Origin of the sequence: Alsobacter sp. KACC 23698 (genome assembly GCF_045348435.1) — a bacterium.
In the GTDB taxonomy this organism is placed as follows: Bacteria; Pseudomonadota; Alphaproteobacteria; order Rhizobiales; family Beijerinckiaceae; genus Alsobacter.
In genome coordinates this window covers 3,885,689-3,907,699 of sequence record NZ_CP157484.1, presented here as the reverse complement: position 1 = coordinate 3,907,699, position 22,011 = coordinate 3,885,689, and the positions used below count along the sequence as shown (strand labels likewise).

20 protein-coding genes are annotated in these 22,011 nt (G+C 69.9%); 14 read left to right on the top strand and 6 right to left on the bottom strand.

The genetic code is table 11. From position 1 onward, the window contains the following. Window positions 1-26 precede the first annotated feature (26 nt). The 3 genes from ABEG18_RS18635 to ABEG18_RS18625 are packed head-to-tail and all read left to right on the top strand — an operon-like array spanning window position 27 to window position 3,332. Window positions 27-875 (top strand): gluconate 2-dehydrogenase subunit 3 family protein, encoded by an 849-nt coding sequence (locus tag ABEG18_RS18635; protein ID WP_406854543.1) that lies wholly within the window; start codon window positions 27-29, stop codon window positions 873-875. Further along, complete coding sequence (locus ABEG18_RS18630; RefSeq protein ID WP_406854542.1) at window positions 868-2,640, top strand: GMC family oxidoreductase; 1,773 nt, start codon at window positions 868-870, stop codon at window positions 2,638-2,640. Before ABEG18_RS18635 ends, ABEG18_RS18630 begins: the two co-directional genes overlap by 8 nt. After that, a complete protein-coding gene (locus ABEG18_RS18625; protein ID WP_406854541.1) occupies window positions 2,637-3,332 on the top strand; it encodes a c-type cytochrome in 696 nt (231 codons plus the stop codon). The genes ABEG18_RS18630 and ABEG18_RS18625 overlap by 4 nt, the downstream gene beginning before the upstream one ends. Before the next feature lie 12 nt (window positions 3,333-3,344). Here the strand turns inward: ABEG18_RS18625 and ABEG18_RS18620 are convergent, their stop codons facing one another. Beyond that, window positions 3,345-4,085 (bottom strand): hypothetical protein, encoded by a 741-nt coding sequence (locus ABEG18_RS18620; RefSeq protein ID WP_406854540.1) that lies wholly within the window; start codon window positions 4,083-4,085, stop codon window positions 3,345-3,347. Between the two features lie 34 nt (window positions 4,086-4,119). Next, complete coding sequence (locus ABEG18_RS18615) at window positions 4,120-4,560, bottom strand: YsnF/AvaK domain-containing protein (RefSeq protein WP_406854539.1); 441 nt, start codon at window positions 4,558-4,560, stop codon at window positions 4,120-4,122. A gap of 150 nt (window positions 4,561-4,710) precedes the next feature. Between ABEG18_RS18615 and ABEG18_RS18610 the strand changes: the two genes are divergently transcribed. The 3 genes from ABEG18_RS18610 (at window position 4,711) to ABEG18_RS18600 (ending at window position 8,646) form a co-directional block, all read left to right on the top strand. After that, window positions 4,711-4,998, top strand: a complete 288-nt coding sequence (locus ABEG18_RS18610; RefSeq protein ID WP_406854538.1) for a hypothetical protein — start codon at window positions 4,711-4,713, stop codon at window positions 4,996-4,998. 112 nt (window positions 4,999-5,110) lie between these two features. Continuing rightward, entirely contained in the window at window positions 5,111-6,724 is a 1,614-nt protein-coding gene (locus ABEG18_RS18605; RefSeq protein WP_406854537.1) for a DUF2865 domain-containing protein, read from the top strand. A 305-nt stretch (window positions 6,725-7,029) separates the two neighbouring features. Continuing rightward, on the top strand, window positions 7,030-8,646 hold the full coding sequence (locus tag ABEG18_RS18600; RefSeq protein ID WP_406854536.1) for a peptide chain release factor 3: 1,617 nt from the start codon (window positions 7,030-7,032) through the stop codon (window positions 8,644-8,646). An 18-nt stretch (window positions 8,647-8,664) separates the two neighbouring features. Here ABEG18_RS18600 and ABEG18_RS18595 read toward each other — a convergent pair whose 3' ends face one another. Next, on the bottom strand, window positions 8,665-8,937 hold the full coding sequence (locus ABEG18_RS18595) for a hypothetical protein (protein ID WP_406854535.1): 273 nt from the start codon (window positions 8,935-8,937) through the stop codon (window positions 8,665-8,667). Window positions 8,938-9,082: 145 nt separating this feature from the next. Here ABEG18_RS18595 and ABEG18_RS18590 point away from each other — a divergent pair, with 145 nt between their 5' ends. Then, a complete protein-coding gene (locus ABEG18_RS18590) occupies window positions 9,083-10,057 on the top strand; it encodes a D-2-hydroxyacid dehydrogenase (protein WP_406854534.1) in 975 nt (324 codons plus the stop codon). 18 nt (window positions 10,058-10,075) lie between these two features. Here the strand turns inward: ABEG18_RS18590 and ABEG18_RS18585 are convergent, their stop codons facing one another. The 3 genes from ABEG18_RS18585 to ABEG18_RS18575 all read right to left on the bottom strand — a co-directional run bounded on the left by ABEG18_RS18585 (window position 10,076) and on the right by ABEG18_RS18575 (window position 13,154). Then, on the bottom strand, window positions 10,076-11,173 hold the full coding sequence (locus ABEG18_RS18585; protein ID WP_406854533.1) for an ATP-dependent RecD-like DNA helicase: 1,098 nt from the start codon (window positions 11,171-11,173) through the stop codon (window positions 10,076-10,078). Between the two features lie 71 nt (window positions 11,174-11,244). Continuing rightward, a complete protein-coding gene (locus ABEG18_RS18580) occupies window positions 11,245-12,666 on the bottom strand; it encodes a TadE/TadG family type IV pilus assembly protein (RefSeq protein ID WP_406858644.1) in 1,422 nt (473 codons plus the stop codon). Beyond that, window positions 12,666-13,154: a response regulator gene (locus tag ABEG18_RS18575; protein ID WP_406854532.1), complete on the bottom strand. Its 489-nt coding sequence runs from the start codon at window positions 13,152-13,154 to the stop codon at window positions 12,666-12,668. The genes ABEG18_RS18580 and ABEG18_RS18575 overlap by 1 nt, the downstream gene beginning before the upstream one ends. A gap of 211 nt (window positions 13,155-13,365) precedes the next feature. Between ABEG18_RS18575 and ABEG18_RS18570 the strand changes: the two genes are divergently transcribed. The 7 genes from ABEG18_RS18570 (at window position 13,366) to ABEG18_RS18540 (ending at window position 21,976) form a co-directional block, all read left to right on the top strand. After that, entirely contained in the window at window positions 13,366-16,134 is a 2,769-nt protein-coding gene (locus tag ABEG18_RS18570; RefSeq protein WP_406854531.1) for an ATP-binding protein, read from the top strand. Window positions 16,135-16,438: 304 nt separating this feature from the next. After that, window positions 16,439-18,097: a cytochrome-c oxidase, cbb3-type subunit I gene (gene ccoN, locus ABEG18_RS18565; RefSeq protein ID WP_406854530.1), complete on the top strand. Its 1,659-nt coding sequence runs from the start codon at window positions 16,439-16,441 to the stop codon at window positions 18,095-18,097. A gap of 10 nt (window positions 18,098-18,107) precedes the next feature. Further along, on the top strand, window positions 18,108-18,842 hold the full coding sequence (ccoO, locus tag ABEG18_RS18560) for a cytochrome-c oxidase, cbb3-type subunit II (RefSeq protein ID WP_406854529.1): 735 nt from the start codon (window positions 18,108-18,110) through the stop codon (window positions 18,840-18,842). Between the two features lie 10 nt (window positions 18,843-18,852). After that, window positions 18,853-19,002: a cbb3-type cytochrome c oxidase subunit 3 gene (locus tag ABEG18_RS18555; RefSeq protein ID WP_406854528.1), complete on the top strand. Its 150-nt coding sequence runs from the start codon at window positions 18,853-18,855 to the stop codon at window positions 19,000-19,002. A 5-nt stretch (window positions 19,003-19,007) separates the two neighbouring features. Further along, window positions 19,008-19,880 (top strand): cytochrome-c oxidase, cbb3-type subunit III, encoded by an 873-nt coding sequence (ccoP, locus tag ABEG18_RS18550; protein ID WP_406854527.1) that lies wholly within the window; start codon window positions 19,008-19,010, stop codon window positions 19,878-19,880. 81 nt (window positions 19,881-19,961) lie between these two features. Continuing rightward, complete coding sequence (gene ccoG, locus ABEG18_RS18545; RefSeq protein ID WP_406854526.1) at window positions 19,962-21,473, top strand: cytochrome c oxidase accessory protein CcoG; 1,512 nt, start codon at window positions 19,962-19,964, stop codon at window positions 21,471-21,473. Further along, window positions 21,470-21,976 carry a FixH family protein gene (locus ABEG18_RS18540; protein WP_406854525.1) on the top strand — a complete coding sequence of 169 codons (507 nt, stop codon included), beginning with the start codon at window positions 21,470-21,472 and terminating at the stop codon, window positions 21,974-21,976. The genes ccoG and ABEG18_RS18540 overlap by 4 nt, the downstream gene beginning before the upstream one ends. Window positions 21,977-22,011 lie beyond the last annotated feature (35 nt).

Genomic DNA, 22,011 nt, shown 5'->3' with positions numbered 1-22,011 from the left:
GCGGCCGAGGGACCGAGGAGCCCCCCATGAGCGAGTTTTCACGCCGCAACCTGTTTCGGGCCGCCGGCGCCCTGGGAGCCGCGACGGCGCTTCCGCCCGCTCTGGAGGCGCGGCCGCGCCAGAGGGCGCATGAACACGGCCATCCCGGCCCGCAGGCGAGCGCGGCGCCCGGCAAGCAGCCCTACCGCTTCTTCAATCCCCAGGAGGCCGCCTTCGTGGAGGCGGCGGTCGATCGCCTGATCCCGCCGGACCCGCAATGGACGGGCGCGGTCGGGGCCGGGGTCCCCACCTATATCGACCAGCAGCTCGCCGGGGCCTACGGGCAGGGCGCGCGGCTCTACAAGTCCGGCCCCTGGGAGCAGGGCGCGCCGACCCAGGGCTACCAGCTCGCCCTGACGCCGGCGCAGCTCTACAGGACGGCCATCGCGGCCCTGGAGGAGCAGCTTCGGTCCCGGTCGCCCGCCCCGGCCGCCGCCCGCGGCGCCGAGCGCGACCGGAGCAGGGCCAGCCGGCGAGGCGGGCTCTCCAGCTTCGCCCGGCTGTCGCCGGAGGAGCAGGACCGCGTGCTGGCCGATCTGGAGGCGGGCAAGATGGATCTCGCCGGCGCGCCCTCGGCCGAGTTCTTCGAGACGCTCCTGGCCAACACCATCGAGGGCTTCCTGTCGGACCCGATGTATGGCGGCAACCGCGACATGGTCGGCTGGCGGATGATCGGCTTCCCGGGCGCCTACGCGACCTATCTGGGCGTCTACACGGATCACGGCCAACGCTTCCAGCGCGAGCCGATGTCGATCGCGCAGTCGGACCAGGAGCATCATCCGGAGCCGGGCGGCGCGCTCCCGGCTCCCCGGCAAGGAGGGCGTCCCCGTGGCTAAGGTCCTGCCCAAGGTCGACGTCGTCTTCGTCGGCGTCGGTTTCACCGCCGCCATCATCGCGCGCGAGCTGAAGGACAGCAGCGTCACGATGGTCGGGCTCGAGCGCGGTCGGGCGCGGTCGACCGTGCCGGACTTCCAGTCGCCCAGCATGCATGACGAGTTGTCGTTCGCGGTCCGGCACGGGCTGATGCAGGACCTGTCGCAGGAGACGGTGACCTTCCGCAACACGCCCGACCAGAAGGCGCTGCCCATGCGCCAGCTGGGCTCCTTCCTGCCCGGCACGGACCTGGGCGGCGCAGGCGTCCACTGGAACGGCCAGACCTTCCGCTTCCAGAACCAGGATTTCCGGATGCGCAGCCATCACGAGGAGCGCTATGGCCGCGACTTCATGGATGCCGAGCTGACCGTCCAGGATTGGGGCCTCACCTATGAGGACCTCGAGCCCCATTACGACCGGTTCGAGCATCTGCTCGGCATCGGCGGCTACGCCGGCAATGTCGGGGGCGAGATCCGGCCGGGCGGCAACCCGTTCGAGGATCCGCGCAGCCGGGATTACCCGAACCCGCCCACCGCGCCGGCCTATCTGGGCGCGTTGTTCGCCAAGGCCGCGATGGAGCTCGGCTACAGCCCCTACCAGGTGCCCAGCGCCAACATGACCCGCGCCTACACCAATCCCGAGGGCGTGCGGCTGGAGCCCTGCATGGTGTGCGGCTATTGCGAGCGCTTCGGCTGCGAGCACTTCGCCAAGTCGAGCCCGCAGACGACGCTGCTGCCGGTGGTGCTGCAGCAGAAGAATTTCGAGCTGCGCACCGGCGCGCATGTCATCCGGGTCAATCTCACCGACGACAAGAAGCACGCCAGCGGCGTGGCCTATGTGGACGTGACGACCGGCCAGGAGACCGAGCAGCCGGCCGACCTCGTCATCCTGTCGGCCTTCTCGTTCCACAATCCGCGGCTGATGCTGCTGTCGGGGATCGGCAAGCCCTACGACCCGAAAACGGGCGAAGGGACGATCGGGCGCAACTACGCCTACCAGACCATGGGCTCGGTGACGCTGTTCTACGACGAGGACGTCGAGCTCAACCAGTTCATGGGCGCGGGCGCGCTCGGCACGGTGATCTCCGACTATGTCGGCGACAATTTCGACCACTCCAAGTTGGGCTTCGTCGGCGGGTCCTATATCTGCGCCTACACGACCGGGGCGAGGCCGATCGAGTTCCATCCGACGCCGCCCGGCACGCCGCGCTGGGGCGCGGGCTGGAAGAAGGCCGTGGCGCGCCACTACAACCACACCGGCGGGTTGCAGGTGCATGGCCAGTCGAGCGCGCGGCGGACGAACTATCTCGGTCTCGACCCCACCTACCGGGACGCCTTCGGGCAGCCGCTGTTGCGCATGACCTTCGATTTCCCGGAAAACGACCTGAAGATGTCGCGCTACGTGACCGCGCGGGCGACCGAGATCGCGCAGCGCATGGGCGCCCGGCAGGTGGTCGCCAATCCGCGGACCGGCCCCTATTCGGTCGTGCCCTACCAGACCACCCACAACACCGGCGGAGCCATCATGGGCGCCAATCCGCGCGAGAGCGCCTGCAACCCCTTCGGCCAGAGCTGGGACGTCTCGAACGTGTTCGTCACGGGCGCGGCGCTGTTCCCGCAGAACGCCGCCTACAACCCCACCGACACGGTCGGGGCGCTGGCCTACTGGCAGGCAGCGGCGCTGAAGAGCCGCTATCTGAAATCCCCCGGACCCCTGGCGCCGTCATGAGCGCGTTCAGGCTCACATCGCCGCTGGCGCTGGCGGCCGCCGCGCTCCTCTGGGCCGCTCCCGCCTGGGCGCAGCAAAGCGATGCGCCCGACGCCAAGGCGGGCGAGACCCTGGCGGCGCAGGGCGACCCGAACGGGGCCGCGCCCTGCGCGCAGTGCCATGGCCAGAAGGGCGAGGGCAACCCGGACGGGCCCTTCCCGAGGCTGGCGGACCAGTCGGGCGCGTATCTCTACAAGCAGCTGCAAAACTATGCCGACGGCTCGCGCCCGAACGACATCATGACGCCGATCGCACAGGCGCTGTCGGACAAGCAGCGCCGCGACGCGGCGGCTTATTACGCGGGGCTGCAAAGCCCGCCTGGGCCGGCGCGGCAGCCCGAAGAAGCGGTCAGAACCCGGGGCCACAGGCTCGCCACGGTCGGGGTCGCCGACATCGGCGACGGCGTCATCGGCGTGCAGGCTTGCGGAAACTGCCACGGACCCGCCGGGGCGGGCGAGCCGCCGCTCTATCCGCGGCTCTCCGGCCAGCTTTCCGCCTATGCGACGGCGCAGCTGCAGGCCTTCAAGTCGGGCGCGCGCAAGAACGACGTCTCGGCCGTGATGCGGGAGATCTCCGCCAAGCTGAGCGACCAGGACATGGCCGCGGTGGCGCAGTATTACGAAAGCATTCGGCCCCAAGCCGCCGCGAAATGAACGGCCGGTCGCCTATCGGCGGCCGGGCTCTCCGGCGCCGCGGACGTTGCGCTCGTCCTGGACCTCGACCTCGGTCCGGCGGACCGCGTCGCCGACGGTCTCGTTGCGCGTCTCGACCACGTAGCTGCGGACCCGCATTTGGTCGCCCCGGACGATGCGCTTGCCGACCCGCGAGGTCTCCTCCGCGTTCGGGAGGGCCTGCTCGCCCTGGCGGGCGCCCTCGATGTTGAACGCGTCCTCGGCGGTGGTCATGGAGGCGGGCGCGGCCCGGGCCGTCGGCGCAGCAGGCGCGGCGTCTCCGCCCAGCGACGAGCCGGGCTCGTAGTCCGATCCGGCGTAGCCGGACCAGCCCTGCGTGCGCCACGCCGCCTCGCGCTCGTCGAGGTCGATCGTGCCCTCGTCGTCGAGGATGTCGATCGCCTTCTCGTAATGCTCGGGGCTGGTGTGCACCGACACCAGATAGCCGCCGCGGCGCAGGCCCTCGGCGTAGACGTGCCGGTCTTCCTCGGGAAAGAACATGTCGCGCAGAGAGGCCCAGAAGCCCGTGTCGGCGCGCGGCGCCTCGACGACGTCGGAGCCTTCGTGGTCGCGCTCGCTCTCCGGCGTGAGGCGGACGTCATTGCGGTCGAAGCCCTCCTCGATCAGGGCGTCGACGGCGCGCTCGGCCTCGGCGCGGCTGTCGAACAACGCCGCGACCGTATGCTGGGCGCGATCGGTGGGGGTGGCCGTCCCGGACTGGATGGACTCGCTCATTTTGGCTCTCCTGACCGTGCTGGCGTCGATTCGCTCACGGGCGCTTTCCGACGGCGACGCCGGTGGCGTCCTCGCGCTCCACGACCGCCTCCTGGCGGCGCAGCGTGACGGGCTCCTCGAAGCTCTCGACCGAGGTCCGGCGGCGGATATGGAGCTCCTCCTTCAGGACGAGGCGCTTCTCCACCACCATCACCTCTTCGAGGATCGGCACGATGGTGACGTCGTTCTCGGTCCTGACCGGGGGCGCGGCGTCGACCTCGCGGCCGATCGGGACGCGAACGACGTCGGCGTCCTCGCTGGCCAGGTCGAGGCTGGCGATCTCCTGCGTCTCCTTCGTCTGCGTCCGGACGCGCACCCGGCCGGTGACGACGTCCTGCTTGCCGACGACGAGGCTCTCCTCGGCGAGCGGCAGGACGTCGGTCTGGCCCTCCGTCTGCGTGGCGCGGGGGGCTGGGTCGTGGTGATCATGGGTCATGGGTGCTGCGCGGCGCCTCGCTTGGGTGTTGGGTCGAACGTCCAATTCGGGACCGTCGCCGATGTTCCATCCGGGCGGCGCGCGTGCGCCGACGCCCGCTCAGAATTCGTTAACCATGTTGTTCGAGATTTGACGCAGGGGGATATCTTCATGCGTCGCATGACTGTGCAGGATGGCCTGACGGTCCGCTTCCCGGGCCGGTCGGCGGAGTTCGACGAGGGGTTCGAGATCGGCGTCCTGGCCGCCAGCATGGCGGCGGGGCTCAGGCGCTTCGACGCGCGGATCGGCCGCGACGCGCTGGACCAGGCCCGCGCCTTCGCGCAGAGCTTCGGCTACAGGGCCATCGAGAGCGCCGCCGACGAGGACTGGGTGGCGCTGACCTTCATGAGCGGAGCCCAGAGGCCCCGCCTGCGGCTCGTGAGCGGATCGGCGGGCTGAACCGCCGCCGCCACCCACCTTCTGTTAACCACGATCTCGGCAGTTTCACCTTTGATATTTGCTAACCATGCTCTTTAAGCATGGTGTGAGATGATCATGGCAAGTTTTCGCCATGGCTTCGAGATCCTTAACTGTCCTTTCCGTGATGCTGGGCCTGGCGATCGCAGCGCCGGCGAACGCCGAGAGCTGCCCGGACCAACGTCGATGGCCCTGGAGCGACCGCGCCGCGATCAACGGTGCGCTGCGCAGCGAATATGGCCAATTGCACGCCTCCTACGGGGCGATGGGGTGCGCGCGACGGCCGGCGGTGATGACCGGGGCCGAGGACTACTGCGCCGTGTTGGCCGAGCGGCTCGCCGCCATCCATCGCGAGCTCCAGCTCAACCATTGGTTCGGCGCGCGCGTGACCGCCTGCGGGCCAGAGGGTTCGCGTCCCCCGCTGGCGCTGGCGCCTGTCGAGGATGACGACGCTGCGGCGAAGCCGGAAGCGCCGGCGCGACGGGGCAGGGCGACAACGGCGCGGCCCGTCCCCCGGGAGGCGACCCCCGGGTTGGCGCAAGAGACCGCGCCGGAACAGACCGCCCCTCAGCGCACCTCGTCGCAGCAGACCGGTGCACAGCGAACCTCGCCGCAGACCCAAGCGCAGCAAGCCGCCCCGCAGCAGACCTCGACGCATCAGACCCCGCCGCAGGCCTGGCCACAGCGCGCCGCGCCTCGCCTTCAGGCGCACGCCGCGCCCGAGCCCCGGCCGACGCAGTCCGTCCCGGCGAAGCCCGAGCCGGTCTCTGGGCCGACGGCGAAGCCTCGCCCGGTCGTGCAGGGTCCGGCCACGCCTTCGCCCCAGCCTCGCAAGGTCGCCGCACCCGAGGCCCCGCAACGCGCGCAGGCTCGGCCGCCCGAGATGCAGGCGCAGGCGCCGGTCCAACCCAGGATCGCTCCGCCGAACGCCGCTCCGGCGCCGCGCATGAATGCGAACCAGGCGCTCTACAACGCACCGGCGCCCCGCGAGCCGTCCAGCCCCGCGCCGTCTCCCACCGCGACGGCCTCCCTGTCCTATGGTCCGCACGCTGCGCCGCCGCCCGGCGGCGTCAGCGCCGGCTACCTGGCCTCGATCGCCGAGGCTGGCCTTTATGAGGTGAGCGAGACTCCCGTCGAGCCGCCGGGCTCGCCGTTGCGCAAGCGCTTCATGGCCAAAGGCGGCCGGTTCGCGTGCGTGCGCACCTGCGACGGGTTCTATTTCCCACTCAATCAATCCGTCCGCGGCGGCGACGCGCAGGACATGTGCACGTCGCTCTGCCCGGGCGCGCGGACCGAAGTCTTCAGGACATCGGCGAGCGGCTCCATGGCGGACGCGGTCTCGATGGGCGGGCAGCGCTACGGCGCGCTGCGCTCGGCCTTCCTCTACCGGCGCAGCGTCAATCCGGGCTGCGGATGCAAGATCCCGGGCCAATCCTGGGAGGCTCTGCTGCGGCCGGCCGAGCGGGTGCTGGCGTCCCCGCATCACGACGTCATCCTCGACGAGAACGAGGCTGACCGGCTGTCGCGGGCGCAAGCGCGGGCCAAGCTGCGCGCCGAAGCCGCCCAGGAAGCCGCCTCCGCCCCGGCGAAGCCGGCGGCCCCGCCGCCGGCGGCGGGACCGGCGCGCGCAGCCCAGCGGACGCGCGACGCTCGCGATCTGCCGGATCCGACCTACACGGGCACGGTGCGGGTTCCTCCGCGGCGCTGACGCAGCGCTCAACAAGAAAGGCCGCCCCTCGCGGGACGGCCTTTCCATTGTCGGTCCGCGGTCCTCACGGGACCCGGTTGCGCCTTCTCAGGCGCGAAACTCCGCACGGGCGGAGATCCAGGTCGAGACCGTCAGGCGCGGCTGATGACAATGAGACACTGGATCACCTCCTTTCAATTGTTTCGGTAAGCGATTATGTGGGGCGACGACCGTCTTCCGCAAGTGCGAAAGACCCTGGTCCATTCTGTCGCAGGGAAGCGGCCGCCAGCTCGGGCGGGCCGCCCAGCAGCACGATCGCAGGTTCCATGACCGACGGTTCCAAGACCGACGCCAGCACGACTGACGGCTCGCCCGTCGCCCGCCGGCGGACCTTCGCCATCATCTCGCATCCGGACGCGGGCAAGACGACGCTCACCGAAAAGCTGCTGCTGTTCGGCGGCGCGATCCAGCTCGCCGGCGAGGTCAAGGCGAAGAAGAATCGCGTCAGCGCCCGGTCCGACTGGATGGGCATCGAGAAGGAGCGCGGCATCTCGGTCGTCACCTCGGTGATGACCTTCGAATACGCCGATTGCGTCTTCAATCTGCTCGACACGCCCGGCCACGAGGACTTCTCGGAGGACACCTACCGGACGCTCACGGCGGTGGACTCCGCCATCATGGTGATCGACGCCGCCAAGGGCATCGAGGCGCGCACCCGCAAGCTCTTCGAGGTCTGCCGCCTGCGCGACATCCCGATCGTCACCTTCATCAACAAGATGGACCGCGAGAGCCGCGATCCCTTCGACCTGCTGGACGAGATCGAGAAGACGCTGGCCCTCGACACCGCCCCGGTGAACTGGCCGATCGGCCGCGGCAAGAGCTTCGCGGGCACCTACGACCTGGCGAAGAACACCGTCCGCCGGCTCGACGCCGACGACGAGGCGCAGCCCGTCAACGGCCCGGACTCCCCGGCCGTGCTGGAGATGCTGCCCGAGCACGAGCGCGACGCCTGGGCGGAGGAGATCATGCTGGCCCGCGAGGCCTGCCGGCCGTTCGAGCTGAAGCCCTTCCGCGAGGGCCATCTCACGCCGGTGTTCTTCGGCAGCGCGCTGCGCAATTTCGGCGTGCGCGACCTCATCGACGCGCTCGCGGCCTTCGCCCCGCCCCCGCGCGGGCAGGACGCCGACACCCGCCGCGTGGAGGCCGAGGAGCCGCGCATGACCGGCTTCGTGTTCAAGATCCAGGCGAACATGGACCCAAACCACCGCGACCGCATCGCCTTCATGCGCGTCTGCTCGGGCCGGCTCAGCCGCGGCATGAAGGCCAAGCTGGTGCGCACCGGCAAGCCGATGGCGCTGAACACGCCGCAGTTCTTCTTCGCCCGCAACCGCGCCATCGCGGACGAGGCCTGGGCGGGCGACGTGGTCGGCATCCCCAACCACGGCACCCTGCGCATCGGCGACACGCTCACGGAGGGCGAGGACCTGCTCTTCCGCGGCGTCCCGAGCTTCGCGCCCGAGATCCTGCGCCGCGTGAAGCTGCAGGACGCCATGAAGGCCAAGAAGCTGCGCGAGGCTCTCCAGCAAATGGCCGAGGAAGGGGTGGTGCAGCTCTTCATCCCGCATGACGGCTCGGGCGCCATCGTGGGCGTGGTGGGCGCGCTGCAGCTCGACGTGCTGAAGGAGCGGCTGCAGGCCGAATACGGCCTGCCGATCGACTACGAGCAGACGCGCTTCTCGATCTGCCGGTGGATCGCCTCCGACAGCCGGCCGGACCTCGACAAGTTCATCGACGCCAACCTGTCGGCGATCGCGTCGGATCTCGACGGCGCGCCCGTGTTCATGGCGGCGAGCCCGTTCTCGCTGCGCTATGACGAGGAGCGGGCCCCCAAGGTGCGGTTCTCTGACATCAAGGACTACCAGATCCGCGAAAAGGCGGCCTGACGCGCGGACGCCGGCCGCTCAGGCCGCCTTGGCGCGCGCGGGCTCGGCCTGCTCGAGGGTAAGCTGCGCTTCGCTCTCCGCCAGCCTAGGCCCGGTGGACCGCACGGCCGCGACCAGCGCGGCGCCGGCCGCCGCATAGGCCAGGGCGAACAGGACGAAGCTGGGCTTGGCCCCGGCGACGACGCCGAGCAGCAGCCCGGCGAACGTGAAGGCGGCGACGATGGCGGCCTCGATCATGATGGTGTCTCCCCCGGTGACGGCCCTGTCGGGCGCAATGGATGGGCCGCGCATTCGCGGCGCGTCCGGGGGATGGGGGCAGTCTCTCCCGCCGGCGCGGGGCGCGCCATCCGCATTTGTGCGTAGCCGCGCGGCCGTGCTTCCCGGGGGGCCGCGCAGGCGCTAATGCTGGGCGGTCCCGCGTCCCCGAGAGACCGCCATGAGCCTGATCCCTGACCGTTCCTCCCTGACGATCGGCTTCGCGCATGGGGCCTACCAGCTCGCCGACGCCTTCGCGGCGCTGGACACGGGGGTCCGGCATTTCCAGGTCTCGACCCCGGAGGCCCTGATGGCACGGATGCCGGAGGTCGACGTCCTGATGATCTCCTTCGCGTGGCGGGACGCGCTCTTGGAGCGGGCGCCGAGGCTTCGCTTCGTGCAGTCGATCAGCGCCGGCACCGACCAGTTCAACAAGGAGCTGCTGAAGAGCCGCGGCGTGAGGCTCGCCAGCGCCCAGGGCGGCAACGAGCGCGCCGTGGCCGAGCACGCGATGGGGCTGCTGCTGTCGCTGACCCGCCATCTGCATCTCGCCCGCGACGACCAGGCGAGGCGCCACTGGCGCCCGATGATCGGCGACCGCACCCGCCGGGAGGACGAGCTCGGCGGCAAGACGCTGGTCATCGTCGGCATGGGGCGCATCGGGTCGCGGCTGGCCGCGCTGGCGCGGGCCTTCGACATGCGCATCGTGGCGGTGAAGCGCAACACGGCGCCGCTGCCGGGCGTCGCCGACGCGGTGGTGGGCCCGGACCGGCTGAACGAGGCGCTCGCCGAGGCCGACGTCGTGGCGCTGACCTGCCCGCTGACGCCGGAGACCCAGGGGCTGATCGGCCGCGACGCGATCGCGGCCCTGAAGCCGGGGGCGCTGTTCATCAACGTGGCGCGCGGCAAGGTGGTGGACGAGGCGGCGCTCACGGAAGCGCTGGCCCAGGGCCGCATCGCCGGGGCCGGGCTGGACTGCTTCCACGACGAGCCGCTGCCCGCGACGTCGCCGCTCTGGGCGATGCCGCACGTGATCGTCACGCCGCATTCGGCGGGGGAGACGCGCCGCTACGAGGCCCATGTGCTGGCCATCCTGATGGACAATCTCGGCCGGCTGTGGCGGGGCGAATCCGAGTTGCGCAACGGGATCGTCTGAGCCCGCGCCGCAGGCCGATCAGACCACGACGGTGATCCGCCGCGCCGCGCGGGTGAGCCCCGTATAGAGCCAGCGCGTGCGGTGCTCGCGGAAGGCCCAGCTCTCATCGAAGAGCACGACGTCGTCCCATTGCGAGCCCTGCGACTTGTGCACCGTCATGGCGTAGCCGTAGTCGAATTCGTCGGACTCGCGCCGGATCATGAAGGGGATCTCCTCGCCTTCGCCCTCGAAGAACTCGCGCAGCACCTTCACCTTCACGGCCTTGCGGCGGCCCTCGTCCTCGGGGGTGAGCTCCAGGCGCACGAAGCCCTTCAGCGGTTCGCGCAGGGCCTTCACGGTCCAGGCGCCGCCGTTCAGCAGGCCCTTCTTCTTGTCGTTGCGCAGGCAGACGAGCTTCTCGCCGACCGCCGGCATGGGGTCGCGGAAGCCCTTCAGCTCGCGCATGCGGCGATTGTAGAGGCGCCGCGTCTTGTTGAGGCCGACCAGGACCTGGTCGCAGGCCAGCACGGCCCCGGCGTCGATGTCGGCGCGCCGGATCACGCGGCTGTCGCCGTAGTCGCCGACGGCGAGGCGTTCGGCGCCCTCGCGGATCTCCATCGAGAGCCGGATGATGGGGTTGTCGCGCGCTTGGCGGTGCACCTCCGTCAGCATGGCGTCGGGCTCGTGCTCGGTGAAGAACCCGCCGCCCTTCACGGGGGGCAGCTGCGCCGGGTCGCCCAGCACCAGGACGGGGACGCCGAAGGAGAGCAGGTCGCGGCCGAGCTCCTCGTCCACCATCGAGCACTCGTCGATGACGATGAGGTCGGCCTTGCTGGCCGCGCTCTCACGATTGATCGTGAAGAGCGGGGCCTCCTCGTCCTCCATCGCCTTGGGCCTGTAGATCAGGCTGTGGATCGTGGCGGCGTCGGCGCAGCCCTTCTGGCGCAGCACATGGGCCGCCTTGCCCGTATAGGCGCCGAAGGCGACCTCGCCGTCGATGCCCTCGGCGAAGTGCCGGGCCAGCGTGGTCTTGCCGGTGCCGGCGAATCCGAACAGGCGAAAGACCTGCGGAGTCCCGCGCTTCAGCCAGGCGGCGACCTGCTTCAGCGCTTCGTCCTGCTGGGGCGACCATTCCATGCGGAGAACCTATCCGGTGTCCAAAACCGGAACACTAGTCGATTCCCGCGTGCGGCGCCGCCCGCGCGACGTCACTTCGAGAGGGCGATGACTCCGCCCGTCGGGCCCACGCCCTGCGGCACCGGGACCGATGTGCCGGCGTAGTTGCTGTTGAGCACCAGGTTCGGGCCGTCCTTCAGCTGCACCTTGCGGGCGACCACCACCGTGAAGGCGGACTGGTCGGCGATCGCGCCGGCCCCCTTGGCGTCGAGGTCCATGCGCAGGATCCCGTTCTTCAGGTAGATGGTGCCGAGCAGCTGGGTGACTTTCTTGCTCTTGATCTCGAAGTTGAGCGGCGCGTCTCCGGAGGTCGCCCGGCCCGGATCCTCGAAGAACAGGAAGCCGGCGAGTTCGCCCGTGCGCGGCGCCGAGAGGGCGACCTGCGTCTCGTCGTCGAAGACGAAGCGGCTCTTTTGCCCGGTGAAGTAGAACGCCGCGCCGGCGTTCGTATCGAGCATCTTGAGCACGGCCTTGTTCTTGACCTGGAGGTCGCCTCCCATGACGTAGATCCCGCCCGGCAGCCCGCTGGTGCCCGTGAGGGTGACGACGGCGTTGTCCTTGATGGTGATGCCGCCGCAATAGAGGCCCGGCGGCAGCATGACGCTGGCGGATCCCTGGATGACGAGCGGCGGAAGGTTCAGCGGGCAGGACGCCGCCAGCGCCGTCCTGTAGCCGAGCGGGTCCGGCCGCAGCGCCGGACAGGCGACCGGCGCCGGCGTGGAGTTCACCCGGGAGGCCGGCGTCGTCACGCTGCACACCTTGGTGGCCGTGACCGAGGAGGTCGCGTCGACGACGAGGCCCGACGACGATGAGGAATTCGAATAGACCGCGCAGCCATTGGCCGTGACCCGCGAGCCCGCCTGCAGCCAGAGCGCCTGGCTGGTGGTCTCCTCCAGGGAAATCATGCACAGCGGCGCGGCGCCCATCATGCGGGCCGTCGAGGTCGCCTCGACCTCCGTCAGGGAGGGGGCGACATAGCGGGCCATCACGGTGGCGACGTCCTGGCGCAGCTTGATGGCCACAGTCGCGCCGACGCCGTCAAAGACGCTGGTGACGTTGGTGAGGTCGCCATTGCGGCTGACCAGGAGCGCGGTCGAGGTCTGGGGGGCGGCAGGGCCTCCGGCCGAGGGCTGCTGGGCCGTCGTCACGGCGGAGCTGTCGGGCTGCGTCGGGCTGAGGCTCGCGCCGATCTTGGAGGCCACGTAGTTCAGCGACACGGCGGCGACGCGGCGGGAGTCGGCGTTGGCGACCCGCAACTCGCTGGCGCCGGCGATCGCGGCGCTGTCGGCGGCCGACTGCAGGACGCTCTGCTGCTGGTAGACCTTGCTGAGATCGACGGCCAGCATGGCGGCGCTGGCCAGGGCCGGCATGGCGACCGCGGCCACCACGCTGAAGCCGCCGCTGCTGTTCCGGGCGAACCTCCGGATAATGCGCGAGACCGCTCGGAGCGCCATCACGCCGCCGCCGCTCCCATGTCGGCGGCAGGGCCCTGGCTGCGCGCCAGCGCCGCCGCCTTGGCGGCGCGGTCGGCGCGCAGCACGAAGCGGAGCTGGTAGGTGAGCAGCCGCCAGTTGATCGGCTTGGTGACGTAGGAGGTGGCGCCGACCTCGTAGGCCCGGTCGATGGCGAAGAGGTCGTCGCGCCCGGTGGCGACCACGACCGGAAGCGCGGCGAGCTTCGGCTCGGCCCGGATGCGCATGATGAGGCCGAGCCCGTCCAGGCGCGGCATGTCGAGATCGACCATGGCGAGGTCGAACCCGCCTTCCTCCAGCCGCTCCCAGGCGGCGACGCCGTCCTCGACCGTCACGACCTCGACCTGCGACGACGCGATGTGCAGGTTGGCGAATTCAAGCAGGATGGGGTCGTCGTCGGCGACGAGGATTCTGGCTCCGTCTTCCGAGATGAACGCCAGTTCGAGCGGGTTTCGTTTCCCGAGCAGCATTTCTATGCACTCTGAAGCATTTCGTCTGAAACTATCGGGCAAACGTGAAGCATTTATTGCTCCAACTGCGCAGTTCTCAGCGCTACACAGACAATTCTTTTACTTCAACCTTCTTGCACTCGGGAGTTGATTTTTGTCTAGCCTCGTGATCATTAAGGGCTTCGTCAGATCTCGGTGGTCTCATTAAGCATCGGATCCACGGAACTTCGCCTTGTCCGCTGCCCCTCCATTCCGGTCCATCCGGACGAAGCTCGTGCGGCTGGTCCTCGCCGCCGTCAGCCTGACCGTCCTGGCCAGCACGCTCGTGGCGGTCGCGCATACGGCCGACGAGTTCGCCAGGAGCCGGCGGACCATCCTGGTCAACGCCGCGCGGGTGTTCGCCGCCGCGGTGGCGAAGGGCGTGGAGAGCGAGAACGAGGCCCAGATCTATGACGCCCTCGTGGGCATGCGGGCCTTCGACGGCGGCGAAGGCGGCGCCATCTCGTTCATCGGCGTCGAGACGCTGAACGGGCGCATGCTGGCCGATCTCGGGCAGACGGCGCGGCTGGTGCGCGACAGCAGCCTTGGCGGCCAGTCCGACGCCTCGCTCTGGGCGATGCTGCGCAGCCGCACCATCCAGGTGGTCGAGCCCGTGAGGTTTCCCGGGCGCGAGCCCATCGGGCGGCTCACCTTGGTGATGCCGGCCGACGGGCTCATGGCCGCGCTCCTGCGCACCCTCGCCATCAGCCTGGCGGGCGGCGTCGCGGCGATCGGCCTTGGCCTCGCGGCGGCGCTGCGGATGCAGCGCTCGATCACCCAGCCCGTCCTCAGCCTCGCGGCGACCATGACCCGCGTGCGCGACGAGCACGACTTCCACAGCGTCGCCCGGCAGGAGGCCAATGACGAGGTCGGCCAGCTCGTCGGAAGCTTCAACGCCATGATGCACGAGATCCGCGAGCGCGACGTCAAGCTGGCGGACCACCGGGCGCATCTGGAGCAGCAGGTGCTGGAGCGCACGCACGATCTCAGCGTGGCCAAGAACGCGGCCGAAACCGCCAATGCGGCCAAGTCCGACTTCCTGGCCACCATGAGCCACGAAATCCGCACCCCCATGAACGGCGTGCTGGTGATGGCGGAGCTGCTCTCGGCCGGCGACCTGCCGGCCCGGCAGCGCCGCTACGCCGAGGTCATCGCGCGCTCGGGCAAGAGCCTGCTGGCGATCATCAACGACATCCTCGACCTGTCCAAGGTGGAAGCCGGCAAGATGGAGGTCGAGCAGATCCCGGTCGACCCCGCCGAGGCCGCCGACACCGTGCTCAGCCTGTTCTGGGAGCGCGCCCAGAACAAGGGCCTCGATCTGGCGGCCCATGTCGCTCCCGATACGCCCGCGACGCTGCTGGGCGATCCGGTGCGGCTCAACCAGGTGATCGGCAACCTGGTCAACAACGCCATCAAGTTCACCGAGCGCGGCCATGTCCTGCTCTCGATCGGGCTCGACCCGCACGATCCGTCGCGCCTGCGCTTTGCGGTGAGCGACACCGGCATCGGCATCCCGGCGGACAAGATCGACAAGCTGTTCTCCGCCTTCTCGCAGGTGGACCAGAGCACCACGCGCAAATTCGGCGGCACGGGCCTCGGGCTCGCCATCTCCAAGCGCCTCGTCGAGGCCATGGGCGGCTCGTTCCGGGTGACGAGCGAGGCCGGCCGGGGCTCGGTCTTCGCGTTCTCGATCCCGATCCGCGACGCGGGCGCGCCGCGCGCCTTGCCGCGGGCGCCCGCGCCGGACGGCCGGCGTCCGCTGGCCATCGTGGCGGTGCGCGGCGACGCCACCGCGCGGGTGGCCGCCGACCACCTGGCGGCCTGCGGCTACGGGGTGGAGCGGCGCGATCCCGCCGAACTGGTCTCCGGGGACGGCGCGCTGCCGGCCTGCGACGTGCTGTTCGCCGAGGGCGCGGTCCTGGCTCCCCTGGCCCGCGCGGGCCGGACCGGCGCGCGAAGCGTCGTGGCGCTCACCACCATGGGGGACGGGGCGGAGCGCCAGCTGGAGGACGGCGGCGTCGCCGACGCGCTCCTGGTGCGCCCGCTCGCGGCGGCGGAGCTCGACGAACTTGGCCGCCGCCTGGCGCTGGGCCAGTCGCTGCGCGCCCTCGGCGGCGAGCGCCGCGCCCGCACGGACGCCGCGCCGCGCTTCCAGGGCCGGCGCGTGCTGGTGGCGGACGACAGCCCGGTCAATCGCGAGGTCGCCGTGGAGGCGCTGGCGCGGCTCGGCGTGCAGGCCGAGGTCGCGGTGGACGGCCGCGGCGCTGTCGAGATCGCGCGGCGCGGCGGCGTCGACCTGATCCTGATGGACGGCAGCATGCCGGAGATGGACGGCTTCGAGGCGTCGCGGCGCATCCGGGCCCTGGAGGCGCAGGAGGGCCGCGCCCGCCTGCCGATCATCGCCCTCACGGCGCATGTGGTCGGCTCGGCCGCCGACGCATGGACGACCGCCGGCATGGACGGGATCCTGCACAAGCCGTTCACGATCGCCGCCCTGGCCGAGAGCCTCGCGCCGTGGCTGGCCGGCCAGGAGGGCGCGGCCGCCCCGGCGCCCTCGTCCCCGGCGCCGGGCGAGCCCGAACCGGCGGGCGAGGCCGAACTCCTCGATCCCGCGACCTTCGGCGAGCTGGAGGGCATGGCCTCGTCGGACGGCGGCGCCTTCCTGGCCCGCATCGTGGGCCTTTATGTCGACCACGCCCCCAAGGCGCTGGCCGAGCTGGAGGCGTCGCTCGCCGCCGACCCGGAAGACCAGGCCAAGGCGGCGCATGCGCTGAAATCGATGAGCTTCAACATCGGCGCGGTGCGCGTCGCCGCGCTGGCGGGCGCCTGCGAGAAGCGCGTGCGCGTCGATGGCGAGCGCGTCGACGCGGCGGCGGTCGCCGACCTGCGCGAGCAGCTCGACGCGACGCTGGCCGCCCTGGAGCCTCATCGTCGGCCGGACGAGCGCAAGTCCGCGGCCTGAGTCGATCCGGCCCGGGCGAAGCCCGGACGGCTGGAATCGCCGTTCCGGCCCCTTGTGGCGAACCCCTACGTAGTCCTTCGCATCCGGCCCGCTTTGCAGGCGCAGCCTCGAATTCCAGCCGTTTCGGCCGGAGATCGGCCGGCTTGGCCTTTTGTCTCGGCGGCATGTTGATCGAGGTCAACGCGCGCCCCCAGCGCCCTCCCCATGGTGCCCTCAATCCAGCCGAACCCCGCGGCCCTTGGTCCATGCCAGGCGTCGCTCGGGAGAGGCGCTGAGAGCGGATCACGGTCCCAAGGGGGAAGACATGGCGCATACGGCGTCTACCAGTAAGAGCATCACGATCGGCGAGGGGGGAGCCGCGATCGCGTTCGCGGCGCTCGCGGCCCTCTCGATCCTGATCGCCGCGAAAGCGTGGACGCCAGCCTACGCCTTCCATGCCTATCTGTTCGCGGCCGGCAGCGTCGCGGCGGTGTTCGCGATCTTCAACCGCTACTTCAGCCGGCCGGCCGAAGCGCCGGCGCAGGTCGTCGACGGCCGGCCGAACTACAGCTACGGGCCCATCCAGTTCTCCACGATCGCGGCCGTCGTGTGGGGCATCGCCGGCTTCACGGTGGGGCTCTACGCGGCGCTCGAGCTGGCGTTCCCGGCGCTGAACTTCGACTTCGGGCTGATCAATTTCGGTCGCCTGCGGCCGTTGCACACCTCCGCGGTGATCTTCGCCTTCGGCGGCAACGTGCTGATCGCGACGTCCTTCTACGTCGTGCAGCGCACCTGCCACGCGCGGCTGGCCGGCGACATCGCCCCCTGGTTCGTGGTGCTGGGCTACAACTTCTTCATCGTCATCGCCGGCACCGGCTACCTGCTCGGCATTACGCAGGGCAAGGAATACGCCGAGCCCGAGTGGTACGCCGATCTCTGGCTCACGGTGGTGTGGGTCGTCTACCTGCTGGTCTTCCTGACGACGCTGTGGAAGCGCCAGGAGCCGCACATCTACGTGGCCAACTGGTTCTACCTCGCCTTCATCGTCACCATCGCGATGCTGCATCTCGGCAACAACGCCGCCGTGCCGGTGTCGATCTACTCGCCCAAGTCCTACATCGTCTGGTCCGGCGTGCAGGACGCCATGGTGCAGTGGTGGTACGGCCATAACGCGGTTGGCTTCTTCCTCACCGCCGGCTTCCTGGCCATCATGTACTACTTCATCCCGAAGCGCGCCGAGCGGCCGGTCTATTCCTACCGACTGTCGATCGTGCACTTCTGGGCGCTGATCTTCATCTATATCTGGGCCGGCCCGCATCACCTGCACTACACGGCGCTGCCCGACTGGGCGCAGACGCTCGGCATGGTGTTCTCGATCATCCTGTGGATGCCCTCCTGGGGCGGAATGATCAACGGCCTCATGACCCTGCAGGGCGCGTGGGACAAGCTGCGCACCGATCCGGTGCTGCGCATGATGGTGGTGTCCGTCGCCTTCTACGGCATGTCGACCTTCGAGGGGCCGCTCATGTCGATCAAGTCGGTGAACTCGCTCAGCCACTACACCGACTGGACCATCGGCCACGTGCATTCGGGCGCGCTGGGCTGGGTCGGCTACGTCTCCTTCGGGGCGATCTACTGCCTGGTGCCGTGGGTGTTCAACCGCAGCCGCCTCTACTCGCTGCGGCTGGTGAACTGGCACTTCTGGGTCTCGACCATCGGCATCGTCTTCTACATCTCGGCGATGTGGGTGTCGGGCATCCTGCAAGGCCTGATGTGGCGCGCCTACACCAGCCTCGGCTTCCTCGAATACTCGTTCATCGAGACCGTCGAGGCGATGCATCCCTTCTACGTCATCCGCGCGCTGGGAGGCGGGCTGTTCCTCGCCGGCGCTCTCATCATGGCCTTCAACATCTGGAAGACGATCACGTCGCCCGAGACCCAGGCGGTCGCGGACATCCGTCCCCAGCTGGTTCCGGCAGAGTAAGGGGGCTCCCATGTCCGTCTGGGCCAAGCACAAAGTCTTCGAAAAGAACTCGCTCGTCCTCCTCGTGGGCATCCTGGTCGCGGTCGCGATCGGCGGGCTCGTGGAAATCGCCCCGCTCTTCTACCTGAAGAGCACGATCGAGGCCGTGCAGGGCGTTCGCCCCTACACGCCCCTCGAGCTGGCGGGCCGCAACATCTATCTGCGCGAGGGCTGCTACAACTGCCACTCGCAGATGATCCGTCCGCTGCGCGACGAGGTGGAGCGCTACGGCCACTACTCGCTGGCGGCCGAGAGCATGTACGACCATCCGTTCCAGTGGGGCTCCAAGCGCACCGGGCCGGATCTCGGACGCGTCGGCGGCAAGTATTCGGACGAGTGGCAGCGCGCCCACCTGGTGAACCCGCGCGCCGTGGCGCCCGCGTCCATCATGCCCGGCTATCCGTTCCTGGCGACGACGGCGCTCGACTACGAGCACATCGCCGACGACATGAATGCGCAGGCCACCGTGGGGGTGCCCTATACGCCGGAGATGATCGCCAAGGCCAAGGGCGACGTCCTGGCCCAGGCGGCCAACGACGACCCGGGCGCGGCCGACCTCGCCAAGCGCTACCCCAAGGCGCTGGCCCGCGACTTCGACGGCAATCCGTCCGAGGTCACCGAGATGGACGCTCTCGTGGCGTACCTGCAGGTGCTGGGCACGATGGTCGACTTCAAGACTTACGACGACAAGGCGAACGTGCGCTGAGGAGGCGTCGGTGACTTACGAATTTCTGTCTGAGACTGCCCAAACCTGGGGGACCGTCGGCTTCGTGGTGATGTTCGCCCTCGCGCTCGCCTACGCCCTCAACCCCAAGAACCGCGCCCAGTTCGACGATGCTGCGCGCCTGCCGCTCGAAAAGGACTGACCGCGATGGCCGCCGAGAACACCAAGCTCGACGCCGTCACGGGCGTCGCCACGACCGGGCATGACTGGGACGGCATCCAGGAGCTGAACACGCCGCTGCCGCGCTGGTGGCTGTGGATGTTCTACGCCTGCATCGTCTGGGGGGTCGGCTATGTCATCGCCTATCCGGCGTGGCCGCTGGTCAGCGGCTACACCAGGGGCGTGCTCGGGTACCAGACCCGCACGGCCATCGAGCAGGACATGGCCGCCCTGACGGCGATGCGCGGCGACACCGTCGCCAAGCTCTCCGCCGCGCCGCTGGCCGACATCGAGAAGGATCCCAAGCTGCTGACGGTGGCGCGGGCGCTCGGCAAGGCCGCCTTCGGCAACAACTGCGCTCCGTGCCACGGGCAGGGCGCGCAGGGGGCGAAGAACTACCCGAACCTGAACGACGACCAGTGGATCTGGGGCGGCTCGCTGGAGGCGATCCAGCAGACCATCCTGCACGGAATCCGCAACGAGGACCCGGACTCCCGCATGGGGCCGATGCCGGCCTTCGGCAAGGACGGCATCATCCCCAAGGCCGAGATCCCGAACCTCGCCGCCTATGTGCGGACGCTGGCCGGGAACAAGCCGGAGCGCGGTGACGCGGCCAAGGGCCAGAAGCTCTTCGCCGAGAACTGCGCCGCCTGCCACGGCGACGCCGGCAAGGGCAACCCGGAGGTCGGCGCGCCCAACCTCACGGCCAATATCTGGCTGTATGGCGGCGACCAGGCCACCCTCGAGGAGACGATCACGAATGGCCGCGGCGGCGTGATGCCGACCTGGGCCAGCCGGCTCGATCCGACCACCGTGAAGGCCCTGACCGTCTATGTGCACTCCCTGGGCGGCGGCCAGTAAAGGGCCGCCTCCATCCTGCCCGGGTCCGGCGGACGAAGAGCGCCGGGCCCGCTCCCCCATTCGGCTCTTCGAGGCATCGCCATGAGACCCGTCGAAACCGGAGTCGCGGGCTTGACCCCCGGCGCAGCGCAGGCCGGCTCCCCCGCAGCCGTCGCCGACCTGGACGACGACGCCCCGCTCTACGAGGCCCGCAAGGATATCTTCCCGGCGGCCGTGAAGGGCAAGTTCCGCACGATCAAGTGGGCGATCTTGATCGTCACGCTGGGCGTCTACTATTTCCTGCCCTTCGTGCGCTGGGACCGGGGGCCGAACGCCCCCGACCAGGCCGTGCTGCTCGACCTGCCGAACAGGCGCTTCTACTTCTTCATGATCGAGATCTGGCCGCAGGAGCTCTACTACATCACCGGGCTCCTGGTGCTGGCGGCGCTCGGGCTGTTCCTGATGAACGCCGTCGCGGGCCGGCTCTGGTGCGGCTATCTCTGCCCCCAGACGGTCTGGACCGACCTCTTCTACGCCGTCGAGCGCCTGATCGAGGGCGACCGCCGCGAGCAGATCCGCAAGTCGCAGGGCCCGTGGGACCTGGAGCGCATCGCCCAGAAGGTGCTGAAGCACTCCATCTGGCTCCTCGTCGCCTGGTGGACCGGCGGCGCCTGGGTGCTCTACTTCGCCGACGCGCCGACGCTGGTGCGCGAGCTGGTGACGTTCCAGGCGCCCATGGTCGCCTATGTGTGGATCGGCATCCTGACCTTCACGACCTACTCGCTCGCCGGCTTCATGCGCGAGCAGGTCTGCCTCTATATGTGCCCCTGGCCCCGCATCCAGGCGGCGCTCACCGACGAGCACGCCCTCAACGTCACCTACCGGTACGACCGGGGCGAGCCGCGCCTCTCCGCCAAGAAGGCCGAGGCGGCGCGCCTGCGCGGCGAGCCGGCGGGCGACTGCGTCGACTGCCACCAATGCGTAAATGTGTGCCCGACGGGCGTGGACATCCGCGACGGCCTGCAGCTCGGCTGCATCCAGTGCGGGCTGTGCATCGACGCCTGCGACAACGTCATGGTCAAGATCGGGCGGCCCACCGGGCTGATCGGCTACGACACCGACGTCAACGTGCAGCGGCGTATCGCGCGAGAGGAGCCCGAATACCACCTCGTCCGGCCGCGGACGGTGCTCTACGCCGGGCTGATCGCCGCCATCGGGGGCTTCATGGCCTATACGCTGGCGACCCGCACCACGATCGGGGTGAGCGCGCTGCATGACCGCAACCCCGTCTTCGTGAAGCTGGCCGACGGCTCGATCCGCAACGCCTTCACGGTGCGGCTCACCAACAAGTCTCTCGACGCGCGGCCCTACCGGCTGGAGATCCTCGGCATCGCCGACGCGCATCTGGAGATCATCGGAGAGCCCGGGCGGGCCGAGCAATCGGCCGTCCTGGAGGTGCTGCCGGACCAGACCCGCGAGCTGCGGGCCCTGGTGACGACGCCCAAGGGCGACGCCGTCGAATCCCGCAACCTGCGCTTCCGCCTGACCGACATCGTCAGCGGCGCGACGGCCTATGCGGACGACTTCTTCAAGGGACCGGGGAGCGCGCCATGAGCGACGTCGCCATGAACGACCGTGGATTTCGCCTCAATGGGCGGCATGTGATCCTCATCCTGCTGGGCTTCTTCGGCGTGGTGTTCGCCGTCAACGGCTACATGATGCATGTCGCCATCAAGACCTTCAGCGGCATGGAGAGCGCCACGCCCTACAAGGACGGGCTCGCCTTCAATGCCGAGCTGGCCGACGCAAGGCGGCAGGCCGAGCTCGGCTGGACGGTGAACGCCTCGGTGACGCGCGGCCCGGACGGCCACGCGCGGATCGACGTCATCGCGTCCGACCGCAACGCCATGGCGCTGGCGGGCGTCGAGCTGCGCGCCACGCTCGAACGGCCCGCCGACAAGCGGGAGGACCGCGGCGTCGAGCTCACGGCCCTGGGCGGCGGGCGCTACGGCGCGGCGGTCGAGGGCGTCGCGCCGGGCCAGTGGGACCTGGTGCTCGACATCGTCCGGGGCGACCAGCGCGCGTTCCGCTCGCGCAGCCGCATCATGCTGCCGTAAGGCGCCGTCCACGCCGGGCGTCCGGCTCACAGGAG